Origin of the sequence: Pseudomonas sp. PDM10 (assembly GCF_014852295.1) — a bacterium.
In the GTDB taxonomy this organism is placed as follows: Bacteria; Pseudomonadota; Gammaproteobacteria; order Pseudomonadales; family Pseudomonadaceae; genus Aquipseudomonas.
The window spans coordinates 140,091-161,344 of sequence record NZ_JACVBJ010000007.1 but is presented as its reverse complement, the minus strand read 5'-3'; the positions used below and the strand labels follow the sequence as shown (position 1 = coordinate 161,344).

General features: G+C 60.3%; 17 protein-coding genes. 8 read left to right on the top strand and 9 right to left on the bottom strand.

What is annotated here, in order from left to right; genetic code table 11:
* Nucleotides 1-76: 76 nt before the first annotated feature.
* Entirely contained in the window at nucleotides 77-1,399 is a 1,323-nt protein-coding gene (locus IB252_RS23910) for a leucine-rich repeat-containing protein kinase family protein (protein WP_192410477.1), read from the top strand.
* A 127-nt stretch (nucleotides 1,400-1,526) separates the two neighbouring features.
* On the opposite strand, the gene IB252_RS23905 is transcribed toward IB252_RS23910, so the two are convergent.
* Nucleotides 1,527-2,234 carry a YebC/PmpR family DNA-binding transcriptional regulator gene (locus IB252_RS23905; protein ID WP_008148440.1) on the bottom strand — a complete coding sequence of 236 codons (708 nt, stop codon included), beginning with the start codon at nucleotides 2,232-2,234 and terminating at the stop codon, nucleotides 1,527-1,529.
* A 232-nt stretch (nucleotides 2,235-2,466) separates the two neighbouring features.
* Between IB252_RS23905 and IB252_RS23900 the strand changes: the two genes are divergently transcribed.
* Complete coding sequence (locus IB252_RS23900; protein ID WP_192410476.1) at nucleotides 2,467-3,891, top strand: type VI secretion system Vgr family protein; 1,425 nt, start codon at nucleotides 2,467-2,469, stop codon at nucleotides 3,889-3,891.
* Between the two features lie 13 nt (nucleotides 3,892-3,904).
* Here IB252_RS23900 and IB252_RS23895 read toward each other — a convergent pair whose 3' ends face one another.
* The gene (locus tag IB252_RS23895) at nucleotides 3,905-5,296 is read right to left on the bottom strand and encodes an FAD-dependent oxidoreductase (RefSeq protein WP_192410475.1); all 1,392 of its coding nucleotides are present in this window, start codon (nucleotides 5,294-5,296) and stop codon (nucleotides 3,905-3,907) included.
* A 69-nt stretch (nucleotides 5,297-5,365) separates the two neighbouring features.
* Nucleotides 5,366-6,691: an MFS transporter gene (locus tag IB252_RS23890; RefSeq protein ID WP_111449070.1), complete on the bottom strand. Its 1,326-nt coding sequence runs from the start codon at nucleotides 6,689-6,691 to the stop codon at nucleotides 5,366-5,368.
* A 268-nt stretch (nucleotides 6,692-6,959) separates the two neighbouring features.
* On the opposite strand from IB252_RS23890, the gene IB252_RS23885 reads away from it, so the two are divergent.
* Nucleotides 6,960-7,832 (top strand): LysR family transcriptional regulator, encoded by an 873-nt coding sequence (locus IB252_RS23885; protein ID WP_111449071.1) that lies wholly within the window; start codon nucleotides 6,960-6,962, stop codon nucleotides 7,830-7,832.
* 186 nt (nucleotides 7,833-8,018) lie between these two features.
* On the opposite strand, the gene IB252_RS23880 is transcribed toward IB252_RS23885, so the two are convergent.
* Nucleotides 8,019-8,882 carry a LysR substrate-binding domain-containing protein gene (locus IB252_RS23880; RefSeq protein ID WP_192410474.1) on the bottom strand — a complete coding sequence of 288 codons (864 nt, stop codon included), beginning with the start codon at nucleotides 8,880-8,882 and terminating at the stop codon, nucleotides 8,019-8,021.
* 109 nt (nucleotides 8,883-8,991) lie between these two features.
* Here IB252_RS23880 and IB252_RS23875 point away from each other — a divergent pair, with 109 nt between their 5' ends.
* The 3 genes from IB252_RS23875 (at nucleotide 8,992) to IB252_RS23865 (ending at nucleotide 11,816) form a co-directional block, all read left to right on the top strand.
* The gene (locus tag IB252_RS23875; protein WP_095128895.1) at nucleotides 8,992-10,101 is read left to right on the top strand and encodes a 2-aminoethylphosphonate--pyruvate transaminase; all 1,110 of its coding nucleotides are present in this window, start codon (nucleotides 8,992-8,994) and stop codon (nucleotides 10,099-10,101) included.
* A 152-nt stretch (nucleotides 10,102-10,253) separates the two neighbouring features.
* A complete protein-coding gene (gene phnX, locus IB252_RS23870; RefSeq protein WP_192410473.1) occupies nucleotides 10,254-11,081 on the top strand; it encodes a phosphonoacetaldehyde hydrolase in 828 nt (275 codons plus the stop codon).
* 186 nt (nucleotides 11,082-11,267) lie between these two features.
* Entirely contained in the window at nucleotides 11,268-11,816 is a 549-nt protein-coding gene (locus tag IB252_RS23865) for a cytochrome b (protein WP_192410472.1), read from the top strand.
* Between the two features lie 10 nt (nucleotides 11,817-11,826).
* On the opposite strand, the gene IB252_RS23860 is transcribed toward IB252_RS23865, so the two are convergent.
* Nucleotides 11,827-12,744 (bottom strand): 1-aminocyclopropane-1-carboxylate deaminase/D-cysteine desulfhydrase, encoded by a 918-nt coding sequence (locus IB252_RS23860; RefSeq protein ID WP_192410471.1) that lies wholly within the window; start codon nucleotides 12,742-12,744, stop codon nucleotides 11,827-11,829.
* 187 nt (nucleotides 12,745-12,931) lie between these two features.
* Nucleotides 12,932-14,971 (bottom strand): FAD-dependent oxidoreductase, encoded by a 2,040-nt coding sequence (locus tag IB252_RS23855; protein ID WP_192410470.1) that lies wholly within the window; start codon nucleotides 14,969-14,971, stop codon nucleotides 12,932-12,934.
* Between the two features lie 209 nt (nucleotides 14,972-15,180).
* Between IB252_RS23855 and IB252_RS23850 the strand changes: the two genes are divergently transcribed.
* Both IB252_RS23850 and IB252_RS23845 read left to right on the top strand, forming a co-directional pair.
* Entirely contained in the window at nucleotides 15,181-16,311 is a 1,131-nt protein-coding gene (locus IB252_RS23850; protein WP_111449078.1) for a carbon-nitrogen hydrolase family protein, read from the top strand.
* Nucleotides 16,312-16,314: 3 nt separating this feature from the next.
* Nucleotides 16,315-17,355 carry an AraC family transcriptional regulator gene (locus tag IB252_RS23845; RefSeq protein WP_076028021.1) on the top strand — a complete coding sequence of 347 codons (1,041 nt, stop codon included), beginning with the start codon at nucleotides 16,315-16,317 and terminating at the stop codon, nucleotides 17,353-17,355.
* A gap of 352 nt (nucleotides 17,356-17,707) precedes the next feature.
* Here IB252_RS23845 and IB252_RS23840 read toward each other — a convergent pair whose 3' ends face one another.
* From IB252_RS23840 to IB252_RS23830, 3 genes are all read right to left on the bottom strand, one after another.
* On the bottom strand, nucleotides 17,708-18,526 hold the full coding sequence (locus IB252_RS23840; protein WP_192410469.1) for a DUF2242 domain-containing protein: 819 nt from the start codon (nucleotides 18,524-18,526) through the stop codon (nucleotides 17,708-17,710).
* 229 nt (nucleotides 18,527-18,755) lie between these two features.
* Nucleotides 18,756-20,627 (bottom strand): SurA N-terminal domain-containing protein, encoded by a 1,872-nt coding sequence (locus IB252_RS23835; RefSeq protein WP_192410468.1) that lies wholly within the window; start codon nucleotides 20,625-20,627, stop codon nucleotides 18,756-18,758.
* Between the two features lie 233 nt (nucleotides 20,628-20,860).
* Nucleotides 20,861-21,133, bottom strand: coding sequence for an HU family DNA-binding protein (locus IB252_RS23830; protein WP_002552737.1), 273 nt, complete (start codon nucleotides 21,131-21,133; stop codon nucleotides 20,861-20,863).
* Nucleotides 21,134-21,254: the final 121 nt, after the last annotated feature.

Genomic DNA, 21,254 nt, shown 5'->3' with positions numbered 1-21,254 from the left:
ACCACACATTTGCCGGTATCATGTCGCCCGTTTCCAGGCCTCCGCGCCCTCCTCTCGATCAAGAGTGAATCTGTTCATGGATACCCTTGCCCAACTGCGCGCCGGCCAACTGTCGGGCATCACCCGCCTGGACCTCACCGGCGGCCTGACGGAGTTTCCGCGAGAAATCTTCGACCTGGCGGACTCGCTGGAAGTCCTCAACCTCAGCGGCAATGCCTTGAGCAGTCTGCCGGACGACTTGCACCGCCTGACCCGTTTGCGCGTGTTGTTCTGCTCGGACAATCTGTTCACCGAACTGCCCGACTGTCTGGGCCACTGCGCCGCGCTGACGATGATCGGCTTCAAGGCCAACCGCATCGAGCACGTGCCAGGCGCCGCCCTGCCACCGTTGCTGCGCTGGTTGATCCTGACCGATAACTGCATCACTGAACTGCCCGCTGAGCTGGGTGAACGCCCGCACCTGCAAAAACTCATGCTGGCTGGCAACCGCTTGCAACGTTTGCCGCAGAGCTTGCGTCATTGCCATCGACTCGAACTGATCCGCATCGCCGCCAATCAGTTGAGCGAGTTGCCCGAGTGGCTGCTGTCCCTGCCCAGCCTGACCTGGCTGGCGTACGCCGGTAACCCGCTGGAGACCGAAGCCGATGCGGCCGCTCTCGAAGCCACGCCCCGCATTCCCTGGTATGAACTGCGACTGGAGCAGCAACTGGGCGAAGGCGCCTCAGGAGTGATTCACCGGGCCATGTGGGATCGGCCGGACCAGCCGGACCAGCCGGCCACTCAGGTCGCGGTCAAACTCTACAAAGGCGAAATGACCAGCGATGGCTCGCCGTTGCACGAAATGAACGCCTGCATCACCGCAGGTTGTCACCCCAACCTGATCCGGGTTGAAGGGCGAGTCGTCGAGCATCCAGAAGCCCAGGCCGGGCTGGTGATGCAATTGATCGATCCGAGCTACCGCAATCTGGCCGGGCTGCCGAGCCTGGCGTCATGCACCCGCGACGTTTACGCCAACGACACCCGGTTCAGCGCTGGCGTGGCATTGCGGATCGCCTGTGGCATCGCCTCGGCAGCCGAACATTTGCACCAGCATGGCATCACCCACGGCGACCTCTACGGCCACAACATTTTGTGGAACGAGCACGGTGATTGTCTGCTGGGGGATTTTGGCGCCGCGTCTTTCCATGCCCTCTCGGACAGCCTTGAAAGCCGTGCGCTGCAACGGATAGAAGTGCGGGCGTTTGGTGTTTTGCTGGGGGAATTGTTGGAACGGATCGACTCAGGGTTGAGCGATGAAGGTCGTGTGCAGCTGGAGCAATTGCAGCAGCGCTGCTGTCAGCCGCAGGTGCTGGAGCGACCGGGGTTCAACGAGATAGTGCAGGCGTTGAATCGCTGGTGACCGCTGCGCGGTCAATCGCGAGCAGGCTCGCTCCCACAGGTTTTGTGTCGAACCTATAATTTTTATTCAACACAACCTACTGTGGGAGCGAGCCTGCTCGCGATGGCGGTATCACTGAAAAATCAAATTACCCCGCCAACCCGACAAACATGTCCTGCACGTCATCGTGGTTATCGAGGCCTTCGAGGAAGGCTTCGACTTCAGCCATCTGCTCATCGCTCAGACCGCTGACCGGGTTTTTCGGCTGGTAACCCAACTTGGCCGACAACACGGTGAACCCTTGCTCGGGCAGGGCTTTCTGCACAGCGTCCAGGTCCGCAGGCTCGGTCAGGAACAGGGTCGTGCCCTCTTCGTCACCTGGCTCGAAATCCTGGGCGCCGGCTTCGATGGCGGCCATTTCCGGATCGGCGTCAGGGCTGTCCGGGGACGCCTCGATCATGCCGACATGGTTGAAGTCCCACGCTACCGAACCGGAAGCGCCCAGTTGGCCCTTGCGGAACGCGACGCGGATTTCAGCGACGGTGCGGTTGATGTTGTCGGTCACGCATTCAACGATCAGCGGCACCTGATGCGGTGCGAAACCTTCATAGGTCACGCGATGGTATTGCACGGTTTCACCCAACAGGCCCGCGCCTTTCTTGATCGCGCGATCCAGGGTTTCCTTGGGCATCGAGGCTTTCTTGGCCTGCTCGACCACCAGACGCAGGTGTGCGTTGGTGGCAGTATCGGCACCGTTTCGGGCCGCGATGGTGATTTCTTTTACCAGTTTGCCGAAGATCTTGCCCTTGGCGTTAGATGCCGCTTCTTTGTGTTTAACCTTCCACTGTGCGCCCATTACTCACTCTCTTGATCTATGGCGCCGAGACATCTATTGGCCGACGCATGGCGCAAGTTTATACGCCCTAAAGTTGGCAATCGACCAAAAAATCCACCCTGTTCACCCGCATGACCAATCGACATCTTCACCGGCAGTTGTAGGGCGTTTCTGAAACTTCGATTTGCGGTGACCATAAAGGGCTGTGGTTTCGTACCCTCTGCGCCCGAATTCCATGGCAGAAGCGCGCTCGATGCACAACGACAAGGAAAGTCCCTTCACCCTGACACTTCTCGACGGCGATTTGAGTTTGCAGGTGTTGCAGTTCAGTGGCCGAGAAGCCCTCAACCAGCCCTATCGATTCGACATCGAAGTGATCGGCCTCGCACCGGCCATGAACCTCGACCGATTGCTGCAGCAGCCGGTGTTCCTCAGCCTGATGGAGGGCCAGGGTATTCATGGCGTACTTCACAGAGCCAGTCGCGAGCATCGCGGCCCACACCGGATCGGCTACAAACTGGTGCTGGTGCCCTACCTTCAATGGCTCGACCGGCAGCGTTCACGCCGCGTCTTTCATCACCTCAGCGTACCGATGATCCTGCGCCAACTGCTGGAGGAACATGATGTGCCCGCAGGGAGCTATCGCTTTGAATTGTCGAACGAACACTATCCCGTCCGGCCTTTTTGCATTCAGTACGAGGAGAGCGATCTGGCATTGCTGCAAAGGCTGTGCGAAGAAGAAGGCATTCACTATCACTTCGAACATCAGCGCGACGGGCATGTGCTGGTCTTGGCCGATGACAGCCTGAGTTTCCCCCAGGACCCCGTCCTTACGCCGTTCCAGGGCAACGCGCACGACGACAGTGACGTGCCGGCGATCAGTGAGTTGTTCCAGCGCCATGACTCGCCGCCCTTTCCCTCACGACTGGAGGCCAGGAACCGTGGCTCGCAAAAACCCGACGAGGGAGCGGCCAACCACGCTTTCAGCAAACCATTGCCGCTGATGGTCCGCCCCGCGGCCGAGCACATCCATCGCGTTCAGTTGAGCCGACGACAACTGGAACGTCTGCGTTGCCAGCACCTGCAGATCCACGGTCAAAGCAACCAGAGCGCACTGCGCAGCGCACGGATAGTGCAAGTGTCAGAACATCCACTGGCGAATTTCAACGATCAGTGGCTGCTCACCGAAATCCGCCATCAGGGCCAACAACCTTCGATTCTTGCCACCGACAACCCCGTCACTGTCCGCCATTACCGCAATCAGTTCGCCGCCATTCCCTGGTCAACCGTATTCAGGCCGGCGCTCAAACAGACCAGGCCGAGCATCCCGGGCTATCAGCCCGCCCGGGTGCTGGGCCCTGCCGGGCAGCCGGCGGCGCTGGATGATCGAGGTCGAATACAGGTCGGGCTGTGGCCAACAGCGCAAGCGGATCCGCTTGAATCTGCCGGACTCTGGCTACCGGTGGCCCTTGCAGCGCCGGACGCTCGGATTAACCCGTGCAACCTGCCAACGGGCGGCAGCGACGTCCTGATCAGTTTTCTCGACAGTGATCCGGACCGGCCGGTGCTGTGCGTCGGCATGGGCCATCACCCGCGCACCCGGCCTGATCCCGAGCCACGCCGCGATAGCCACTTGCTGCTCGATTGGCTGGTCAATCGCTCGGACCTCACGCCCTGACACTCAGCCCTTGTCAGCCCTTGTCGGCCTTGCCGGCCGCCGCCGCGAACTTCGCCAGACGCACATCCAGATGCCGTGGCCGGCGCCCGTGATCCTCGGCGCGTTCCTTGCGGCGAATGGCGTTGCGCACCATCAGGGAGCCGAGGTAACGAATCGGTTCTGGCGGAAACAAGCCCAACGGTCCGTTGACCAGAGGCGAACGGGTCCAGGCGTTGTCCAGTCCCTGAACCATCGAGGCGAGAATCTGCCCGCCCATATGACACGGGCCAACCCCGCTGCCGGAGTATCCGAAACCATAAAACACGTTGCCGCTGGCACTCATCTGACCGAAAAACGGCAAACCGGTGACCGAGCGATCAGACGGACCGTTCCAGGTCGCCTCGACCTTGACCTGGGCAAACGCCGGGAAGAACTCGCTCAGGCTGTGCTGCAACAAACCGGCATAGGGCGATGGCTGATCGAACACCGGCAACATTCGCCCGCCGTAAGCAAAGGTGTTGCCGCCCTTGCCGAGCATGATTCGGCCGTCCGGAGTGTTGTGGTAGTAGTGCACGAAAATCCGCGAATCGAGCACGGTGACGCCGCTGGTCAAGCCGATCTCGTTGAGCAGATCAGGTCGCGGTTCGGTGATCAGCATGTCGCTGGAAACAATCGCCACACTGCGCTCGAACTGTGGAAACGCCCGGGCCATCCAGGCGTTCATCGCCAGCACCACGCGATCCGCGCGAACGGTGCCGTTGAGGGTTTGTATCCCCGCAGGCTTGCCCTCCTGCAACCCAGTCATGGCGGTGTGCTCGTGAATCCTCACCCCGAGTTGTAAGGCCACCCGGCGCAAGCCGCGCACCAGTTTGCCCGGTTGCACGCTGGCCGCCGCCGGGGAAAACCAGCCTTCCAGATGTTTGCTGGAACCGGCCATGCGTTGCACATCGGACACCGGCCGTTGGGTGAAAGAGTTGATGCCATTGCGCTCCAACGCCGCGATCACGGCATCGGTCGAGCCGCATTGGGCACGGTTGGTGGCGGTGTAGAGCGTACCGTCGAGGCGGTAATCGGCGTCCACCGCGTACTGCTCGCAAAAGGCGCCGATGGCATGGATGCTGCGCTCCGACTCCTTGACCAGTCGCACCGCTTCTTCGACGCCGAACAGCCGTTCAAGGGTGAAGTACTTGGCCGACCACGACAGCGCACAACCACCGTTGCGCCCACTGGCGCCAGCGCCGCAGATATCGGCCTCGATCAGCAGCACATCCAGCTCGGGGTTCTGTTCCTTGAGCATGATCGCTGTCCACAGCCCGGTGTAGCCGCCGCCGACGATGCAGACGTCGGCCCGGGTGTCGCCTTCCAGTGCCGGACAGGTGTCGGATACATCGGCCTTCAGGGCCTGGTCCAGCCAAAAGGGTCTCATTGGAAATCTCCAGTCAGATGTCCACCCGCTAGCCTGCCGCAGGCGCAGCAAGCCGCGAGGGAAAGGGGTTCAGCTACGCAGAGGTTTTACAGTCATCCGTTGGTTAGGCACGAAAGCGCTTTCGGCACGCAGGCCAGCCGGGCGGCTGTTCCAGTGCGGGATCAGCACCAGGGCCGAGAACAGCGCGCAGCCGGCGAAGACGATGAACACGGTGACCGAGTCGAAGTAGCCCGGCAGCAATCCGCCAAGAATCGCCCCGACCGAACCACAACCGTTGACGAAACCGGCCGCTGTGGCGCCCGCCTTGGCGGTGCCGAAATCGATCGCGGCCGCGCCGCTGATCATCGAGTCCGGTCCGTACAGGGTCAGGCCCATGACGAACAGCAGCGCCACCACCAGCATCACGCTGCCGGTATGCAGGGCGCCCATGAACAACGCCAGGGTCACCGTCAGCGCCAACAGGCTGAGCACACACGCCGGCATGCGTCGGGCGCCGAACAGTTTGTCCGAAGCCAGACCCAGCAGGATCGGCCCAAGCAACCCGGCCAGTTCAAACGCGGTCGGAATGATTGCCGCGCCGACCTTGCCCACCGAGGGCATCTGCTCGAAGACGATCACCGGGCCCCAGAGCAGAATCGCGTAGCGCGCCGGTTTCAGCAGAAAGTATGCGAGGCCCAGAACCAGCACGGTGCGGTTGCGCAGAATTTCCTTTAACGGTTCCAGAATGCTGATTTTGCTTTGCGCGTCGGCCTCTTGCGCCGTCAGTTCCGGCTCCGGCTCCACCGCCGGCAAGCCAACGTCTTCGGGTTTGTTGCGCTGAAAAATAAAAAACAGCACGGCGACCAGCCCAACCACCGCCGCACTGGAAAAGAACGCCGCATGCCAGGTGCCGATCAGCGTATACGCCCACCAGCCAGCAAACGGCGAAGCCACCAACCCACCAAAGGCGTAGCAGGAACTCCACAACCCCAGCACCCGCCCGCGCTGTTCGGCGGGAAAGAAGCTACCGAGGTTCTTGCACAGCCCGGACCAGCCGGTGGACTGGGCAAACCCTTGGATCAACATGCAGGTAGCGAAGATTGGCAACGTCGCAAAACTGCCCATCACCAAGGCTGCTGCCGCTGAAATCAACAACCCGCCAAACACTACGACCCTTGGGCCAAAGCGGTCGGCCAGGATGCCCCAGGTGAATTGCCCGATGGCATAAGCCGTGAGGTAGATGGCGTCGAGGTTGGCCATGGCCATTTTGTCGAGCATGAAGGTGGGGTCTTCGGCGATCCCCAGTTTTGCCACGGAAAAGGCTTTGCGGGTGAAGTAGAACGCGGCGTAAGCGAGCCAGGTGATCGCGAAGATCTGCACGCGCCAACGCTTGATGGTGCCGATGTGCTTGTTCATGGTGGTTCTGACCTCAGGGTGTGAGTGTGCCGGCAGAAATTGAGAAATAACGCCTGTTTTTTTATTGTTGAGCACTTCGATATCGCGGCTTCCCTTTGGCGATATCGGTCAGATGAGTCCTGCTGTTGCATGCACAGGCTCATGGCCGCCGACGCTGTTCGACTGACCAGTCACCGGGGCTGAGGTGGATAAAAACAATTACTGATTAATAAGTGAAATCGATTTATCGTATTTCCAATATAAGCTCAGCTTGTTACTGGAGGTTTCGATGTCGGTTTCCCACGCCCAGCTCAAAGCCTTCCACGCCGTGGCCGTCCACGGAAGCTTTACCAAAGCCGCCGAGCGGCTATTCCTCACGCAACCGGCGATTTCCGACCAAGTGCGCAAGCTCGAAGAGCGCTTCGGTGTGCTGCTGTTCCACCGCAACAAACGTTCGGTCCGGCTGACGGATTTGGGCGAGCGGTTGCTGAGCATTACTCAACGATTGTTCGTTATCGAGGCCGAGGCGCAGGAGCTCTTGCATGACTCCAGGGCCTTGCAAACCGGCAGCCTGATTCTCGCGGTGGATGCGCCAGTGCATGTGTTGCCGCAGATTGCTCGCTTTTGTGAGCGCTACCCCGGCATCAGCGTGAAGATCGAAACTGGCAACACCGACGAATCGCTGTTCCGGTTGTTCAACTACCAGGCCGATCTGGCGCTGCTGGGCCGGGAGGTGAGTGACGAGCGTCTGATCTCGTTGCCGCTGCGCAACGACCCGATGGTGGCGTTCGTTTCGCGCCATCATCCGTGGGCCGACCGCGAGTCGATTTGCCTCGCGGATCTGGATGACACGCCGTTGGTGCTGCGGGAAATCGGCTCGGTGACGCGCCAGACACTGGAAGAAGAAATGGCTCAGGCAGGCTTACGTATCCGCCCGGCGATTCAGGTTGAAGGCCGGGAAGCGGCGCGTGAGGCGGTGGTGGTGGGGATTGGTGTCGGTGTGGTGTCGGCCGCCGAGTTCGGTGCAGATTCCAGGGTTTGCGCGTTGCCGATTACCGACTGCAAACGGCGATTGACCGAGACGCTGGTGTGCTTGCGCGAGCAGAGTTCGCGGCGGGTGGTGGCGACGTTTCTGGAGATGGTACGCGAAAGTCTTGTGTAGGCAGGCCCGGCCCCTGATCGTTCCCACGCTCTGCGTGGGAATGCAGCCCGGGACGCTCCGCGTCCCAAAGCGGACGCAGAGCGTCCATTGAGGCATTCCCACGCAGAGCGTGGGAACGATCCATAATCTGCGGCCAACATAGATCCCCTGTGGGAGCGAGCCTGCTCGCGATGCAGGCGCTGCGGTTTATCTAACTGGCGCCAAATCGAAAAACGCCTGTATCAAGCGCAAATCCCGCCGCCGCTCCATGCAGCCAATCATGTGTCGGTTAACCAACCCTTCACCCAGAATTGGCACCGCCGCCACCCGCGGGTCATGACTGACCTCCACCGACGACACCACGCCAATCCCCAACTCTGCGGCGACGGCTTCGGTCACCGCCTCGCGACTGTCCAGCTCCAGTAACACCCGTGGACTAACCGACGCCGCTGCGCACGCCTCGTCGAAAGTGCGCCGGGTGATCGAACTGGGCTCGCGCAACACCATGATCACCTGATCCAGCGCCTTGAGCGGCACCCCCTTGGACATCTGCGCCCAGGGATGACCGTCGGGCACCAGCGCACAAATCCGTGATTCGCTCAAGTCTTGCAAATGCAGCCCCTTGCGCGGTTCGACCTCGGTCAGCACCGCCACGTCGGCATGCTCCGACAACAACGCCGCCAGGGTTTCCTGTGCATTGCCCAGCCGCAGGTTCACGGTAATGCCGGGATACCGCGCGCGCAAACTGGCGAGCATCGGCATGACCATGTGCGGCCCGTCCGCCGCCACCTCCAGACGCCCGGTCAGCAACTGCCGGTTCGCTTCCAGCATCACCTGCGCTTCTTCGGCCAGACCGAACATTGCCCGGGTGATCGCGGCCAGTTTGGTGCCCTCCTCCGTCAGCTCCACCCGTCGTGCGGTGCGCCGCAACAGGGTGATCTGGTAATGCTCCTCCAGCGCCTTGATGTGCCCGGTGACCGCCGGTTGGCTGATGAACAGTCGCGCCGCGGCCCGGGTGAAGCTGCCCTCGCGGGCCACCGCATCGAATGCGCGGAGCTGGAACAGGTTCATGAATAACCCTCACTGATGGCTGGCATAACAACAAACAATTTGATTGATAGCACAGCAAATTGCAATTTAAGCCCCGTAGCTTCATCCCATCGATTGCGAGGACACGAGAATGAGTACTGCCGAACCCATCCTGCTCACCCCCGGCCCACTGACCACTTCGGCCCGCACCCGTCAGGCGATGATGGTCGACTGGGGTTCATGGGATGACCGTTTCAATCAACTGACCGCCAGCCTGTGCGAACAACTGCTGGCGATCATCAACGGCGGCGACAGCCACCACTGCGTGCCCCTGCAAGGCAGTGGCACCTTCGCGGTCGAAGCGGCGATCGGCACGCTGGTGCCTCGCGACGGCAAAGTCCTGGTGCTGATCAACGGCGCTTACGGCAAACGCCTGGCGAAAATCTGCGAAGTACTCGGCCGCTCCTTCAGCACCTTCGAAACCGCCGAAGACGAGCCGACCACCGCCGCCGACGTCGACCGCCTGCTGCGTGCCGACGCCAGCATTACCCACGTCGCGCTGATTCACTGCGAAACCAGCACCGGCATCCTCAACCCGCTGCCGGAAATCGCCCACGTCATCGCGCAACACGGCAAACGCCTGATCATCGACGCCATGAGCTCCTTTGGCGCCTTGCCGATCGATGCGCAACAGGTGCCGTTCGACGCGCTGATCGCCGCCTCGGGCAAATGCCTGGAAGGCGTGCCGGGAATGGGCTTTGTCTTCGCTCGCAAAGAAGCACTGGCCAATGCCGCCGGCAACTCGCACTCGCTGGCGATGGACCTTTTCGATCAGCACACCTACATGGCCAAGACCGGCCAATGGCGCTTCACCCCGCCGACCCACGTGGTCGCGGCGTTGCACGAAGCCCTGCTGCAATACAACGAAGAAGGTGGTTTGCCCGCCCGGCATCAGCGCTATGCCAACAACTGCCAGGTGCTGCTCGATGACATGGCCAAACTGGGGCTGCGCAGTTTCCTGCCCGCTGCGATTCAGGCGCCGATCATCGTCACCTTCCACGCGCCGAAAGATCCGCGTTACCAGTTCAAGGAATTCTACGAGCGCGTCAAGGCCAAGGGTTTCATCCTTTATCCCGGCAAATTGACCCAGGTCGAAACCTTCCGCGTCGGCTGCATTGGCCACGTCAACCAGGACGAGATGCACGCAGCGGTGGCGGCAATCGCCGAAGTACTGCGCGAGATGGAAGTCCTCGAAATCTGATTCACACCGCAATCCCCTGTGGGAGCGGGCTTGCTCGCGAAAGCGGACTGACATTCACCCTTGATGTCGACTGACAGGGCCCTATCGCGAGCAGGCTCACTCCCACAAAAAACAGCGCCTCTATTAGCCAGTTGCCACAGGATTTGATCACCATGAACTATACAAACCCAACCAAACTGCAAGCCGCCATCCTCGACTGGGCTGGCACCGTGGTCGATTTCGGCTCCTTCGCCCCAACGCAGATTTTTGTCGAAGCTTTCGCTGAATTCGACGTCCAGGTGTCCATCGAAGAAGCCCGCGGCCCGATGGGCATGGGCAAGTGGGACCACATCCGCACCCTGTGCGATCAGCCGCAAGTGGCCGAACGTTATCGCGCCGTGTTCGGCCGCACGCCGACCGACGATGACGTCACCGCCATCTACGAACGCTTCATGCCCCTGCAAATCGAGAAAATCGCCGAGCACTCGGCGCTGATTCCGGGCGCGCTGGACACCATCGCCAACCTGCGCCAGCAAGGAATCAAGATCGGTTCCTGCTCCGGCTACCCGAAACAGGTCATGGACAAGGTGGTCGAACTGGCCGCCACCAACGGCTACGTCGCCGATCACGTGGTCGCCACCGACGAAGTGCCCAACGGTCGTCCATGGCCGGCCCAGGCGCTGGCCAACGTGATCGCCCTCGGGATCGATGATGTCGCAGCCTGCGTGAAGATCGACGACACCGTGCCGGGCATTCTTGAAGGTCGTCGCGCCGGCATGTGGACCGTGGCGCTGATTTGTTCCGGTAATGCGCTGGGCCTGGACTACGAAGGTTACCGCGCCCTCGGCAGCGACCGACTGGACAGCGAACGCAAGCGCATCCACGGGATGTTCGAAGGCTCGCGCCCGCACTACATGATCGACACCATCACCGATTTGCCGCAAGTGATCGCCGATATCAACAAGCGTCTGGCCAAGGGCGAGATGCCACAAACCGATTGATTGCGCCTGCCGCAGCATAAAAAAGCGCCAATTCCTTAACGGAACTGGCGCTTTTTTGTGGCCAACCACTTGATCCAGAGCATTGCACGCCCAAATAGCCACAGGCAAATCCACCAAAGCGGATTACAGTTAAAGCACACCGCCGAACAAGAGCGGTGGCTCGACCTGACCTGTGAGGAACACCGTATGCCCTGGAAGAACTCCGACTCACGCTACAGCACCGTATCGATCGCGATGCATTGGTTGATGCTGGTCCTGCTGGCGCTGGTTTATGCCTGTATCGAATTTCGCGGGATCTTTCCAAAAGGCAGTGGCGGCCGGACGCTGATCACCGAATCGCACTTCATGCTGGGTTTGTTGGTGTTTGTCCTGGTTTGGCTGCGGCTATTCGCTCGAAGCCTGGGCCCGGCACCGAAAATCTTCCCGGCCTCGCCTCACTGGCAGATCGTGCTGGCCAAACTGATGCACTGGGCGCTGTATATTTTCATGATCACCATGCCGATTCTGGGCTGGCTGGTCACCAGCGCCAAGGGTCACCAAGTGATGTTCTTCGGCTTCGACTTGCCATTGCTGGTCGCGGAGGACAAGGCGTTGGCCAAGCAGATACAGGGTTGGCATGAACTCGGCGGCACCATTGGTTACTGGCTGATCGGCCTGCACGCCGTGGCGGGGATTTATCACCACTATGTCGTGGGTGATAACACCTTGCTGCGGATGATGCCCAAGCGCGGGTGAATCCCGCCGCTCACTGGAAACCCCGGCGGCCCTGCAAACCGCCGGTATGGACGAAGATCAGGCGCGTGCCGCTTTCAAATCTTCCCGCTTCTACTTGCTGCTTGAGCGCCAACAGGGCTTTGCCGGTGTACAGCGGTTCGAGGGGAATGCCGCTGGCCTGTTCGGTCTGATCGATGAATTCGAGTAACAGCGGATCGATTTTGGCAAAACCACCACGGCTGGCGTCGAACCATTCATAAGCGCGATCCGGTAAACCCGCCTCTTGCACAATTGATTCGACTTGCTGTGCCACACCATGATCGTCGGGCACCGCCAGCGCGCCATACACCGGGTGTTCACCCGCCTCGGCCAGCACCAGACCAGCCAGGGTGGTGCCCGTTCCGCAGGCCAGCCACCAACCGTCGTAGTCGCTCCAGCCCAGACCGTTCAGTTGCTCGCTGACCATTGTCCTCAGCGGCATGCAACCCTTTGCGCCCTGCAAACCGCCGCCACCTTCCGGCACCGGATGCAGATCGGGATACTGCGCCTGCCATGGCAGCCAGAAACCCGGCTCGTGCCGCGCTCGATAACCGCCATAACCCAGCCAATGCAACTGCATGCCGAACGCCTGCAAGTCTTTCACCGTCGGCGTTTCTTGCGGATGACCGCGCAGCAGGCCAACGGTGGTGAAACCAAAACGTTTACCCGCCGCGGCCAATGCATGCAGATGATTGGAGTGGGCACCGCCCAGACTGATGATGCCTTTGGCACCGATCCGGTCAGCGGCTTTCAGGTGCTCGATGAGTTTGAACCACTTGTTGCCGCTGATCAGCGGGTCGATCTGGTCGAGGCGCAGGATCGCGACTTCGATGCCAGCGTTGGTCAGCCAGCCGAGATGAAGGGGTTCTAGGGGGGCCTGGGGTAGCCAATCGTTGGGCGGGAGAAGCATCGATACCGGCTCTGGGTGAAGAACCGGCATCTTAACAGCCTTGTGGCGAGGGGATTTATCGAAACGTCGCACCGCCCCGTTGGGCTGCGAAGCGGCCCCTGTTTTTCCAACCATACCGCGTCTAATGGATTACGACGGCTTCGCCGCCGAACGGGGATAAATACCCTCGCCACAGGGACTGTGTTGATTACAACTCCGCAGCCAGACGCGAACCCTGGTTGATCGCACGCTTGGCATCCAGCTCTGCCGCCACATCCGCGCCGCCAATCAAATGCACGTTCTGCCCGGCCGCCACCAGCCCCTCGTGCAATTCACGCAGCGGATCCTGCCCGGCGCAGATCACGATGTTGTCCACCGGCAGCAACTGCGGCTCGCCGGTTTCGCCGATGCGGATGTGCAAACCCTCGTCGTCGATCTTCAGGTACTCGACGCTGTTGAGCATCTGTACCTGCTTGTTTTTCAGACCGGTGCGGTGAATCCAGCCCGTGGTTTTACCGAGGCCATCGCCGACCTTGGATTTCTTGCGTTGCAGCAGGAACACTTCACGCGCCGGTGCGTGAGGTTCAGCCTTGATGCCGGCGACACCGCCGCGCGCTTGCAGATGCGTATCGATGCCCCACTCCTTCCAGAACGCCTCGCGATCCTGGCTGGTGGCCACGCCTTGTTGAACCAGGAACTCCGAGACATCAAATCCGATACCGCCGGCACCGATCACCGCGACGCGCTTGCCCACCGGTTTGCGTTCAAGGATCACGTCCAGGTAGCTCAACACCTTGGCGTTCTCGACACCCGGAATCGCCGGGGTTCTTGGCGCGATGCCGGTGGCGAGAATGATCTCGTCGTAACCGCCCTCGACCAGTTTCGCCACGTCGACGCGGGTGTTCAGGCACACCTCAACGTGGGTGGTCTGCAGTTTGCGATTGAAATAGCGCAAGGTTTCGAAGAACTCTTCCTTGCCCGGCACACGCTTGGCGATATTGAACTGGCCGCCGATTTCGCTGGCCGAATCAAACAGCGTCACCTGATGGCCACGCTCGGCGGCCACAGTCGCTGCGGACAAACCCGCAGGACCGGCACCGACCACCGCGATTTTCTTGATCTGCTGCACCGGCAGGTAATTGAGTTCGGTTTCATGGCAGGCGCGTGGGTTCACCAGGCAACTGGTCAGCTTGCCGCCGAAGGTGTGGTCCAGACAGGCCTGGTTGCAACCGATGCAGGTGTTGATTTCATCGCCACGGCCGGCCGCGGCCTTGTTGACGAAATCCGGGTCGGCGAGGAACGGCCGCGCCATGGAGACCATGTCGGCATCGCCTTCGGCCAGAATCTGCTCGGCCACTTCCGGGGTGTTGATCCGGTTGGTGGTGATCAGCGGAATGCTCACCGAGCCACGCAGCTTGGCCGTGACTTTGCTGAACGCGCCGCGCGGCACTTTGGTGGCGATGGTCGGGATCCGCGCTTCGTGCCAGCCGATGCCAGTGTTGATGATGGTCGCGCCGGCCTGCTCGATGGCCTTGGCCAGCGTGACGATTTCTTCCCAGCTGCTACCGCCTTCCACCAGATCGAGCATCGACAGGCGGAAGATTATGATGAAGTTCGGGCCTACCGCTTCGCGCACCCGACGGACGATTTCCACCGGCAGGCGCATGCGGTTTTCATAGCTACCACCCCAGCGGTCAGTACGGTGGTTGGTGTGGGCGGCGAGGAACTGGTTAATGAAATAACCTTCGGAGCCCATGATCTCGACACCGTCGTACTCGGCCTGTTGCGCCAGGGTCGAACAGGTGACGAAATCGCTGATCTGCTTCTCGATGCCTTCCTCGTCCAGTTCTTTTGGCTTGAACGGGTTGATCGGGGCCTGAATGGCGCTCGGGGCGACCTGTTTCGGGCTGTAGGCATAACGCCCGGCGTGAAGGATCTGCATGCAAATCTTGCCGCCGGCCTCGTGCACCGCGCGGGTGACGATCCGGTGCTTGAGCGCTTCTTCCTCGGTGGTCAGTTTGGCTGCGCCGGAGTACACCCCGCCCTCGTCGTTCGGGCCAATACCGCCAGTGACCATCAGGCCAACGCCGCCGCGGGCACGTTCGGCGAAGTACGCCGCCATGCGCTCGAAACCGCCGGGCTTTTCCTCAAGACCAGTGTGCATCGAACCCATCAGGGTACGATTGCGCAGCGTGGTAAAACCCAGGTCCAGCGGGGCCAACAAGTGCGGGTAATGAGTGGCGGCCATCGGTAACTCCACATCGAGCGATCACGGAAAAAGTGCAGGAGCTCTACGGCCCCCGTCAGTCATGTTGGACAGACTAAGAGTCACACCGCCGTCACTCAATGACCGTAACTGACAACTTATTGATCCAAATGTGCAGCGCCCCTTGGCAAGTGCCGGTATGCGCCCTACCCTAGTCGCGAATCCTGCACACGGCCGTTGACTGTTTCCCCATGCGCAAACTTCTGTACCTGACCTTCTCCATGGCATTGATTGCCGCCCTTACGACCTACGCCATGTGGGCCGCGGACCGTCCGGTGGGTCATTACCTGTCGGACCTGCGCATCAACCTCGCGGTCGACCAAGGCACACCCGCTGATCGCGGCAATTTGCTGGGCATCCAGCCCGAGCTGTTTCCCACCGATTATCAAAGCCCCGAGCGCCTGCACCGCAAGCTGGCGGCTTATTTGCAGAAGGCCCGGGACCAGGGCCTGCTGAATGAAAAAACCATCGTCGTCCTGCCCGAACATGTCGGCACCTGGTTGATGGTCAGCGGCGAGAAAGATGAGCTGTACCAGGCCACCACGCTCAAGGAGGCCATGAACTGGCTGGCGGTCAGCAACCCACTGAAGTTCGTCCGCGCACTGATCAGCGCCAAGGGCGAAAAACGTCTGGACGACGCGCACCTGCGCATGAAGGCCAAAGGCATGGCCAAGGACTACCAGGCGCTGTTTGGTGGTCTGGCCAAAGAATTCCACGTGACGTTGGTGGCGGGCTCCATCGTGCTACCCGAGCCCAGCATCATCGACGGCACCCTGAAAATCGGCCGCGGCGCGTTGTACAACAGCAGCGTGGTGTTCGGTCGCGATGGCCTGCCGATCGGCCAGCCCCAGCGCCAGATGCACCCGATTTTCGACGAACATGAAGTCATTGCCGCCAACGGCGAGCATACGCTCAACGTCGTCGATACCCCGGCCGGACGCCTGGGCGTGCTGATCGGCAGCGACAGCTGGTACCCGGACAATTACCGCAAGCTCGACGACCAGGGTGCGCAGTTCGTCGCGGTCCCGGCGTTTGTGGTCGGGCGCGGCACCTGGGACAAACCGTGGCGCGGTTACAAGGGGCTGTCGACGCCCGGCTCGGTCAGTCTCAAGGCCGGGGAGCTCAGCGAGGGCCAGGCCTGGCATCGTCTGACACTCACCGCTCAACCGCCCAGCAGCCAGGCAATCGCTGGCATGAGCGTGTTCCTGCGTGGTCAGTTCTGGGATAAGGGCAGCGCCGGTCAAAGTTTTCTCAGCAGCAACGGGCAGCAGTTCGCCGACGGCAATGCCCGTGGCGCGCGCTTGCTGAACCTCTGGTTGTAACCGATGAAGCCGTTGCCGATGCGCCTCGGCGATTTGTCGGTGGGCTTTGTTCATAGCCTGGCCGACGCCGTGCGCAGCCACGGTGTAGACCCTCAGCCGCTGCTCGAACAATACGGCCTCGACGCGGCTCGCCTCAGCGAAGCGGGCGCCCGGCTCTCGATCCCGCGCTACATGCGCCTGGGCCACAGCGCCATTCAACTGACCGACAACCCGGCACTTGGCTTGCGCATGGGTCAGCTCAGTCGCCTGAGCCAGGTCGGCCTGGCCGGGGTCACGGCCGCTCAAGCGCCAACGGTGCGAGAAGCCGCGCGCTGTCTGATTCGCTTCGAAGCCTTGTATGGCTCCAACTATCGCGGTCAATCGAGTTTTCACGAAGACGCCCAAGGCGCCTGGCTGCGGTTTTATTCCATCAGCCCTTACAACGCCTACAACCGCTTCGTGGTGGATTCGATCATTGCTGGCTGGTTACAGCAGTTGTCCAGCATCAGCCCTGCCCCGTTGCGGGCCGAACGTATCGAGATCGAGTTCGAAGAGCCGGATTACCGAACGGCTTATGAAGTGCTGGGTGACTGTCCGATCCAGTTTGGCTGCGAGCACAATCAACTGCGCTTGAGCCTCGCCAGCCTCGCCCAGCGCAACCCGGAACACTGCCCGAGCACCTGGCGACACTTGCTGCAACTGTGTGAGCGGGAACTGGAGCAACTGACACGCACCCGCAGCCTGCGTGAACGTATCACTCAGTTACTGGGGCCATTGCTCAATGGTGGCCGGGAACCCGACCTGGAAGAAGTGGCTGCACGCCTGAAGCTGCCAACCTGGACCTTGCGCCGCAAACTCGCCGAGGAAGGCACGCAATTTCGCGCGATCCTCAATGACACGCGTCGCGACCTGGCCATGACCTACATCCGCGATACCGAACTGGCGTTCGGAGAAATCGCCTACCTACTGGGTTTTGCCTCAGCCGAAGCCTTTCAACGGGCCTTCAAACGCTGGAGCGGCCAGACTCCCGGCGAGTTTCGCCGCAGTCATCGCCAATCCGCTTGACGCTTACAGCTCGGTAGCGTCTTCGGCCGGTTCCAGCGGGTCCAGTTCAAACGCCTGATACTCGAGCAGCTCTTCTTGATATTCGTCCATTTTGAATCCCCCACAGCTCGTTGAAAAAAACGCCTGAATAAATGACCAGCGCCCCGAGCATAAAGTGCCCACGTGAAAGAAAAATGACGCAGGCACGTCGCTCAGCAGCTACTTAATAAAACGTAGCAGGCGGTCAGGAATTTATCACAGGATTTTTTCGATACGGGCCGTAGGACAACAGCCTGGGTTGACGCGGGTCAATTTAAAAGCGCCGCTGCGGGATCGGTGTCGTCCGACCTGATCCCGCAGCGTCAGAGCACGATTACTCGCCTGATACAGGAATGGCCGAAATAGGCTCGCTGGGTGGAGGCAGGCTTGATTGGGGCGGCGGAGTGACCGTTTCCGTGGTCGATGCCGGCTCGGCGTTCCCGGCCGGAGCAATCGGAGCGGCTTCAGGCGGTGGAGCTATAGGCTCAGAGGCTGCTGGAGCACCTTCGGCAGGCGCCGGTGCAGGTTGTGCCGCAGACGGCGCCAACGGAGCCGGTGCGGCCTTGGCTTCAGGCACGCCGAGATCGGGTTTCGGCTTATCCTTGATGTGCGCGGCCTTTTTCGCTTCCGGCGGCAGGAACAACTCGACCAGGGTGAAGAAACGCTCGTAGAACTTGGGCGACGATACGGTTTCGCTGGCAACCTTGACCATCGAGTCGTCGGACGAACCGATCGGCATCGACACAGAACCCAGCACGCCCACACCAACGCTGGCGGAGTTGTTGGTCTTCTTCAGCGCATAACGATCCTGCAGGGCGTTGGCGAACATGGTCGCGTGGTGCCCCTCACTGCCGTCATCGGCACAGACCACACTGAAGCTGATCTCCATGTGGGTCTCGCCGGTCTGCTGGAAGCTTTTGTGTCCGCTGACCAGTTTCGGGTCAGCGCTGGTGATGATGTAGCCCTGGCTGAGCAAGGCCCGACGGGCGGCTTCGCACGTCTGCGCATCAGTCACCGGGTAACTGCGCGAAAACGTTCCAGAGTCATCGAAGTTCTCATGCTCGTAGATAGGGGCTTTCTTCGACGAGCAACCGGCCGCGGCGGCCAGCACCAACGCCAGCCCTGCAACACGCATGGGAATTGATTTAAACATTGAACATCCTGAGGAAAACGGTCCGGGGCGTATTGTGCAACAGATCGATGCTTAGCGGAGTATCGATTAGTGTCTTAAAACAGGTACAAGTCTACTGACTGTCATTTACAGGAAAAAGTCGCACGGTAAATACTCAGGCGACGGGTAACCCGCGCGGCTTTCGTTTCACCCATAAAAAACCCCAGCCTTTCGGCCGGGGTCTTTGTGCAGCGCAAAACTCAGTCAGGCATCAGAAGCGTTTGATCTCAGCCTGGCTTTCCAGCAGTTTGCGGTAGGCCGCAAAGTCTTGCTGGCCAATGCGCGAAGCGAGGAAGCGACGGTATTGAGCCTTCTCTTCTTCGGTCGGCGCAGCCGCTTCGTTCACGCCGTTCAGACGCACAATCACCAGGCTACCATCGGCCAGGGTCACGTTGCTGAAGGTCGGTTTGTCCTTGGCGGCGGGCTTCGGCATGCGGAACAGCGCCTGCAGCACGGTTGGGTCAACCCCTTCCTGGCCACGAGTAGCTGCCTGGGTCACTTTCCAGCTCTGACCGTCGATCGGTTTGTCCAGCGCAGTCTTGCCATCGCGCAGGCTGGCGATCAGCTCTTCAGCCTTGGTCTTGGCGGCAGCACTGGCGTGCTCCTTGGTCAATTGCACGCGAATACTTGCAGCGACGCTTTCCAGCGGCAGTTGCGCAGGCTTCAGGTGCTCCTTGGCGCGCAGCACGATCACGGTTTCCGGATCGAGCTCGATGGCGGTGCTGTTGGCACCCTCATCCAGCACTTCAGGGCTGAACGCAGCAGTGACCACGGCACGGTTGGCCGCAATACCTTCACCACCTTCGCGGCCGAACGGTTTGGACGTATGAACAGTGAGCTTCAGGTCCTGCGCCGGCTGAGCCAGATCGGAGGCTTCGAACGACGAGTCTTCCAGTTGCTTGGTCGCCTCGACGAAACGCTGCTCGACCTGCTGGGTTTTCAGTTCACGGGTCAGCTTGTCTTTCAGGCTGGCGAACGTCGGCACTTCAGGTGCTTCGACACCCAACAGCTTGATCAGGTGGAAACCGAAGTCAGTGCGGACCGGTGCCGAGACCTGATCCTTGGCCAACGCATACAGCGCTGTTTCGAAGGCTGGATCGTAGACGCCAGGACCGGCATAGCCGAGGTCACCGCCGTTGTTCGCCGAACCAGGATCCTGGGAGAACTCCTTGGCCAGGGCTTCGAACTTCTCGCCTTTTGCCAGACGTGCCTGGATCTCTTCGATCTTGGCCTTGGCTTGCGCCTCGGTCACCTTGTCGTTCACTTCGATCAGAATGTGCGCGGCCCGGCGTTGTTCCGACAGGTTCGCGGTTTCTTTCTGATACGCCGCTTGCAGGTCTTCATCCTTGACGCTGACCTGATCAAAGAAGGAAGCCTTCTTCAACTCCAGGTAATCGATGACCACCTGATCCGGGGTCATGAACTCCTTGGCGTGTTCGTCGTAGTAGGCTTTGACTTCATCGTCCGTCAGCTTCACAGCCGCCGGGTCAACCTTGACGTTCAGGGAGGCGAAATCGCGGGTCTGTTTTTCCAGACGGGCGAATGCCAGAACCTGTGCGTCGGTGACAAAACCACTACCTGCCAGACCCGTGCGCAGCTGACCGATCAGCATTTCCTGAGCCAGCATCTGGCGGAATTGCATGCGGCTGTAGCCGAGTTGGCGAATAACCTGGTCGAAACGCTCAGGGCTGAACTTGCCATCAACCTGGAATTCAGGCGTTTGCAGGATCACCTGGTCCAAAGCAGCTTCGGAGAAAGCGAATTTCGAGTTTTCTGCGCCTTGCAGCAGCAGCTTGCGATCGATCAGGCCTTTGAGGGCCGATTCGCGCAGCATTTTTTCGTCGAGCAAGGAAGCATCGAAATCCTTGCCCAGCTGTTGCATGAGCTGACGGCGTTGCATATCGACCGCCTGGCTCAGCTCGTTCTGGCTGATTTCTTCGCCATTGACCTTAGCCGCATCATTTTGGTGCGTCGTGGCCTTGAAGATGGCGTCGAAACCGGTCAAAGCCATCAGTGCAACGATGACCCCGATAATGGTCTTGGCAATCCAGCCTTGTGAATTGTCCCTGATATTCTGCAGCATGCGTCCCCCAGAAACGGTTGAACTTCAAAATTAGGCAACCGTGGAGCGTGGGTAGAATCCGGATAGAAGAAAGGCGCATCCGAGGATGCGCCTTCTCGTAACTGGCGGAGCGGACCGATGACTCGAACTTGCGAGCCTCGGCGTCTCGGATCGACGACTTGCCGACTGGACTACCGCTCCGCTGCCAGGTCAGGCATGACCCCGACCCGGATAGGCAAAAACCTGAATCGAACTTAGTTGACAGCTTCTTTCAGTGCTTTACCGGCTTTGAAACCTGGTTTTTTGGCTGCTGCGATTTCCAGCGTCTTACCGGTCTGTGGGTTACGACCAATGCGAGCTGGACGATCAGTGACGGAGAAGGTACCGAAACCAACCAGAACAACAGAGTCGCCAGCCTTGAGAGCGCCAGTGACGGATTCGATTACAGCGTCCAGCGCACGGCCAGCAGCAGCTTTCGGGATATCAGCGGATGCAGCGATAGCATCAATCAGTTCCGACTTGTTCACTCTAAGTCCCCTTATATCTATTTGAGTATGATTCTAAGTTTTTTGGTGAAAGCAAAAACGAGTGCTGAATGGCCTACAGACACTTAAGAGCCGCTTTATAACAAGGGCTCTAAAAAGCTGT

Bases quoted from the DNA above. Each gene is read 5' to 3' on its own strand.
- IB252_RS23910 (WP_192410477.1), top strand. From the start codon at position 77: ATGGATACCCTTGCCCAACTGCGCGCCGGCCAACTGTCGGGCATCACC.
- IB252_RS23905 (WP_008148440.1), bottom strand. From the start codon at position 2,234: ATGGGCGCACAGTGGAAGGTTAAACACAAAGAAGCGGCATCTAACGCC.
- IB252_RS23900 (WP_192410476.1), top strand. From the start codon at position 2,467: ATGCACAACGACAAGGAAAGTCCCTTCACCCTGACACTTCTCGACGGC.
- IB252_RS23895 (WP_192410475.1), bottom strand. From the start codon at position 5,296: ATGAGACCCTTTTGGCTGGACCAGGCCCTGAAGGCCGATGTATCCGAC.
- IB252_RS23890 (WP_111449070.1), bottom strand. From the start codon at position 6,691: ATGAACAAGCACATCGGCACCATCAAGCGTTGGCGCGTGCAGATCTTC.
- IB252_RS23885 (WP_111449071.1), top strand. From the start codon at position 6,960: ATGTCGGTTTCCCACGCCCAGCTCAAAGCCTTCCACGCCGTGGCCGTC.
- IB252_RS23880 (WP_192410474.1), bottom strand. From the start codon at position 8,882: ATGAACCTGTTCCAGCTCCGCGCATTCGATGCGGTGGCCCGCGAGGGC.
- IB252_RS23875 (WP_095128895.1), top strand. From the start codon at position 8,992: ATGAGTACTGCCGAACCCATCCTGCTCACCCCCGGCCCACTGACCACT.
- phnX (WP_192410473.1), top strand. From the start codon at position 10,254: ATGAACTATACAAACCCAACCAAACTGCAAGCCGCCATCCTCGACTGG.
- IB252_RS23865 (WP_192410472.1), top strand. From the start codon at position 11,268: ATGCCCTGGAAGAACTCCGACTCACGCTACAGCACCGTATCGATCGCG.
- IB252_RS23860 (WP_192410471.1), bottom strand. From the start codon at position 12,744: ATGCTTCTCCCGCCCAACGATTGGCTACCCCAGGCCCCCCTAGAACCC.
- IB252_RS23855 (WP_192410470.1), bottom strand. From the start codon at position 14,971: ATGGCCGCCACTCATTACCCGCACTTGTTGGCCCCGCTGGACCTGGGT.
- IB252_RS23850 (WP_111449078.1), top strand. From the start codon at position 15,181: ATGCGCAAACTTCTGTACCTGACCTTCTCCATGGCATTGATTGCCGCC.
- IB252_RS23845 (WP_076028021.1), top strand. From the start codon at position 16,315: ATGAAGCCGTTGCCGATGCGCCTCGGCGATTTGTCGGTGGGCTTTGTT.
- IB252_RS23840 (WP_192410469.1), bottom strand. From the start codon at position 18,526: ATGTTTAAATCAATTCCCATGCGTGTTGCAGGGCTGGCGTTGGTGCTG.
- IB252_RS23835 (WP_192410468.1), bottom strand. From the start codon at position 20,627: ATGCTGCAGAATATCAGGGACAATTCACAAGGCTGGATTGCCAAGACC.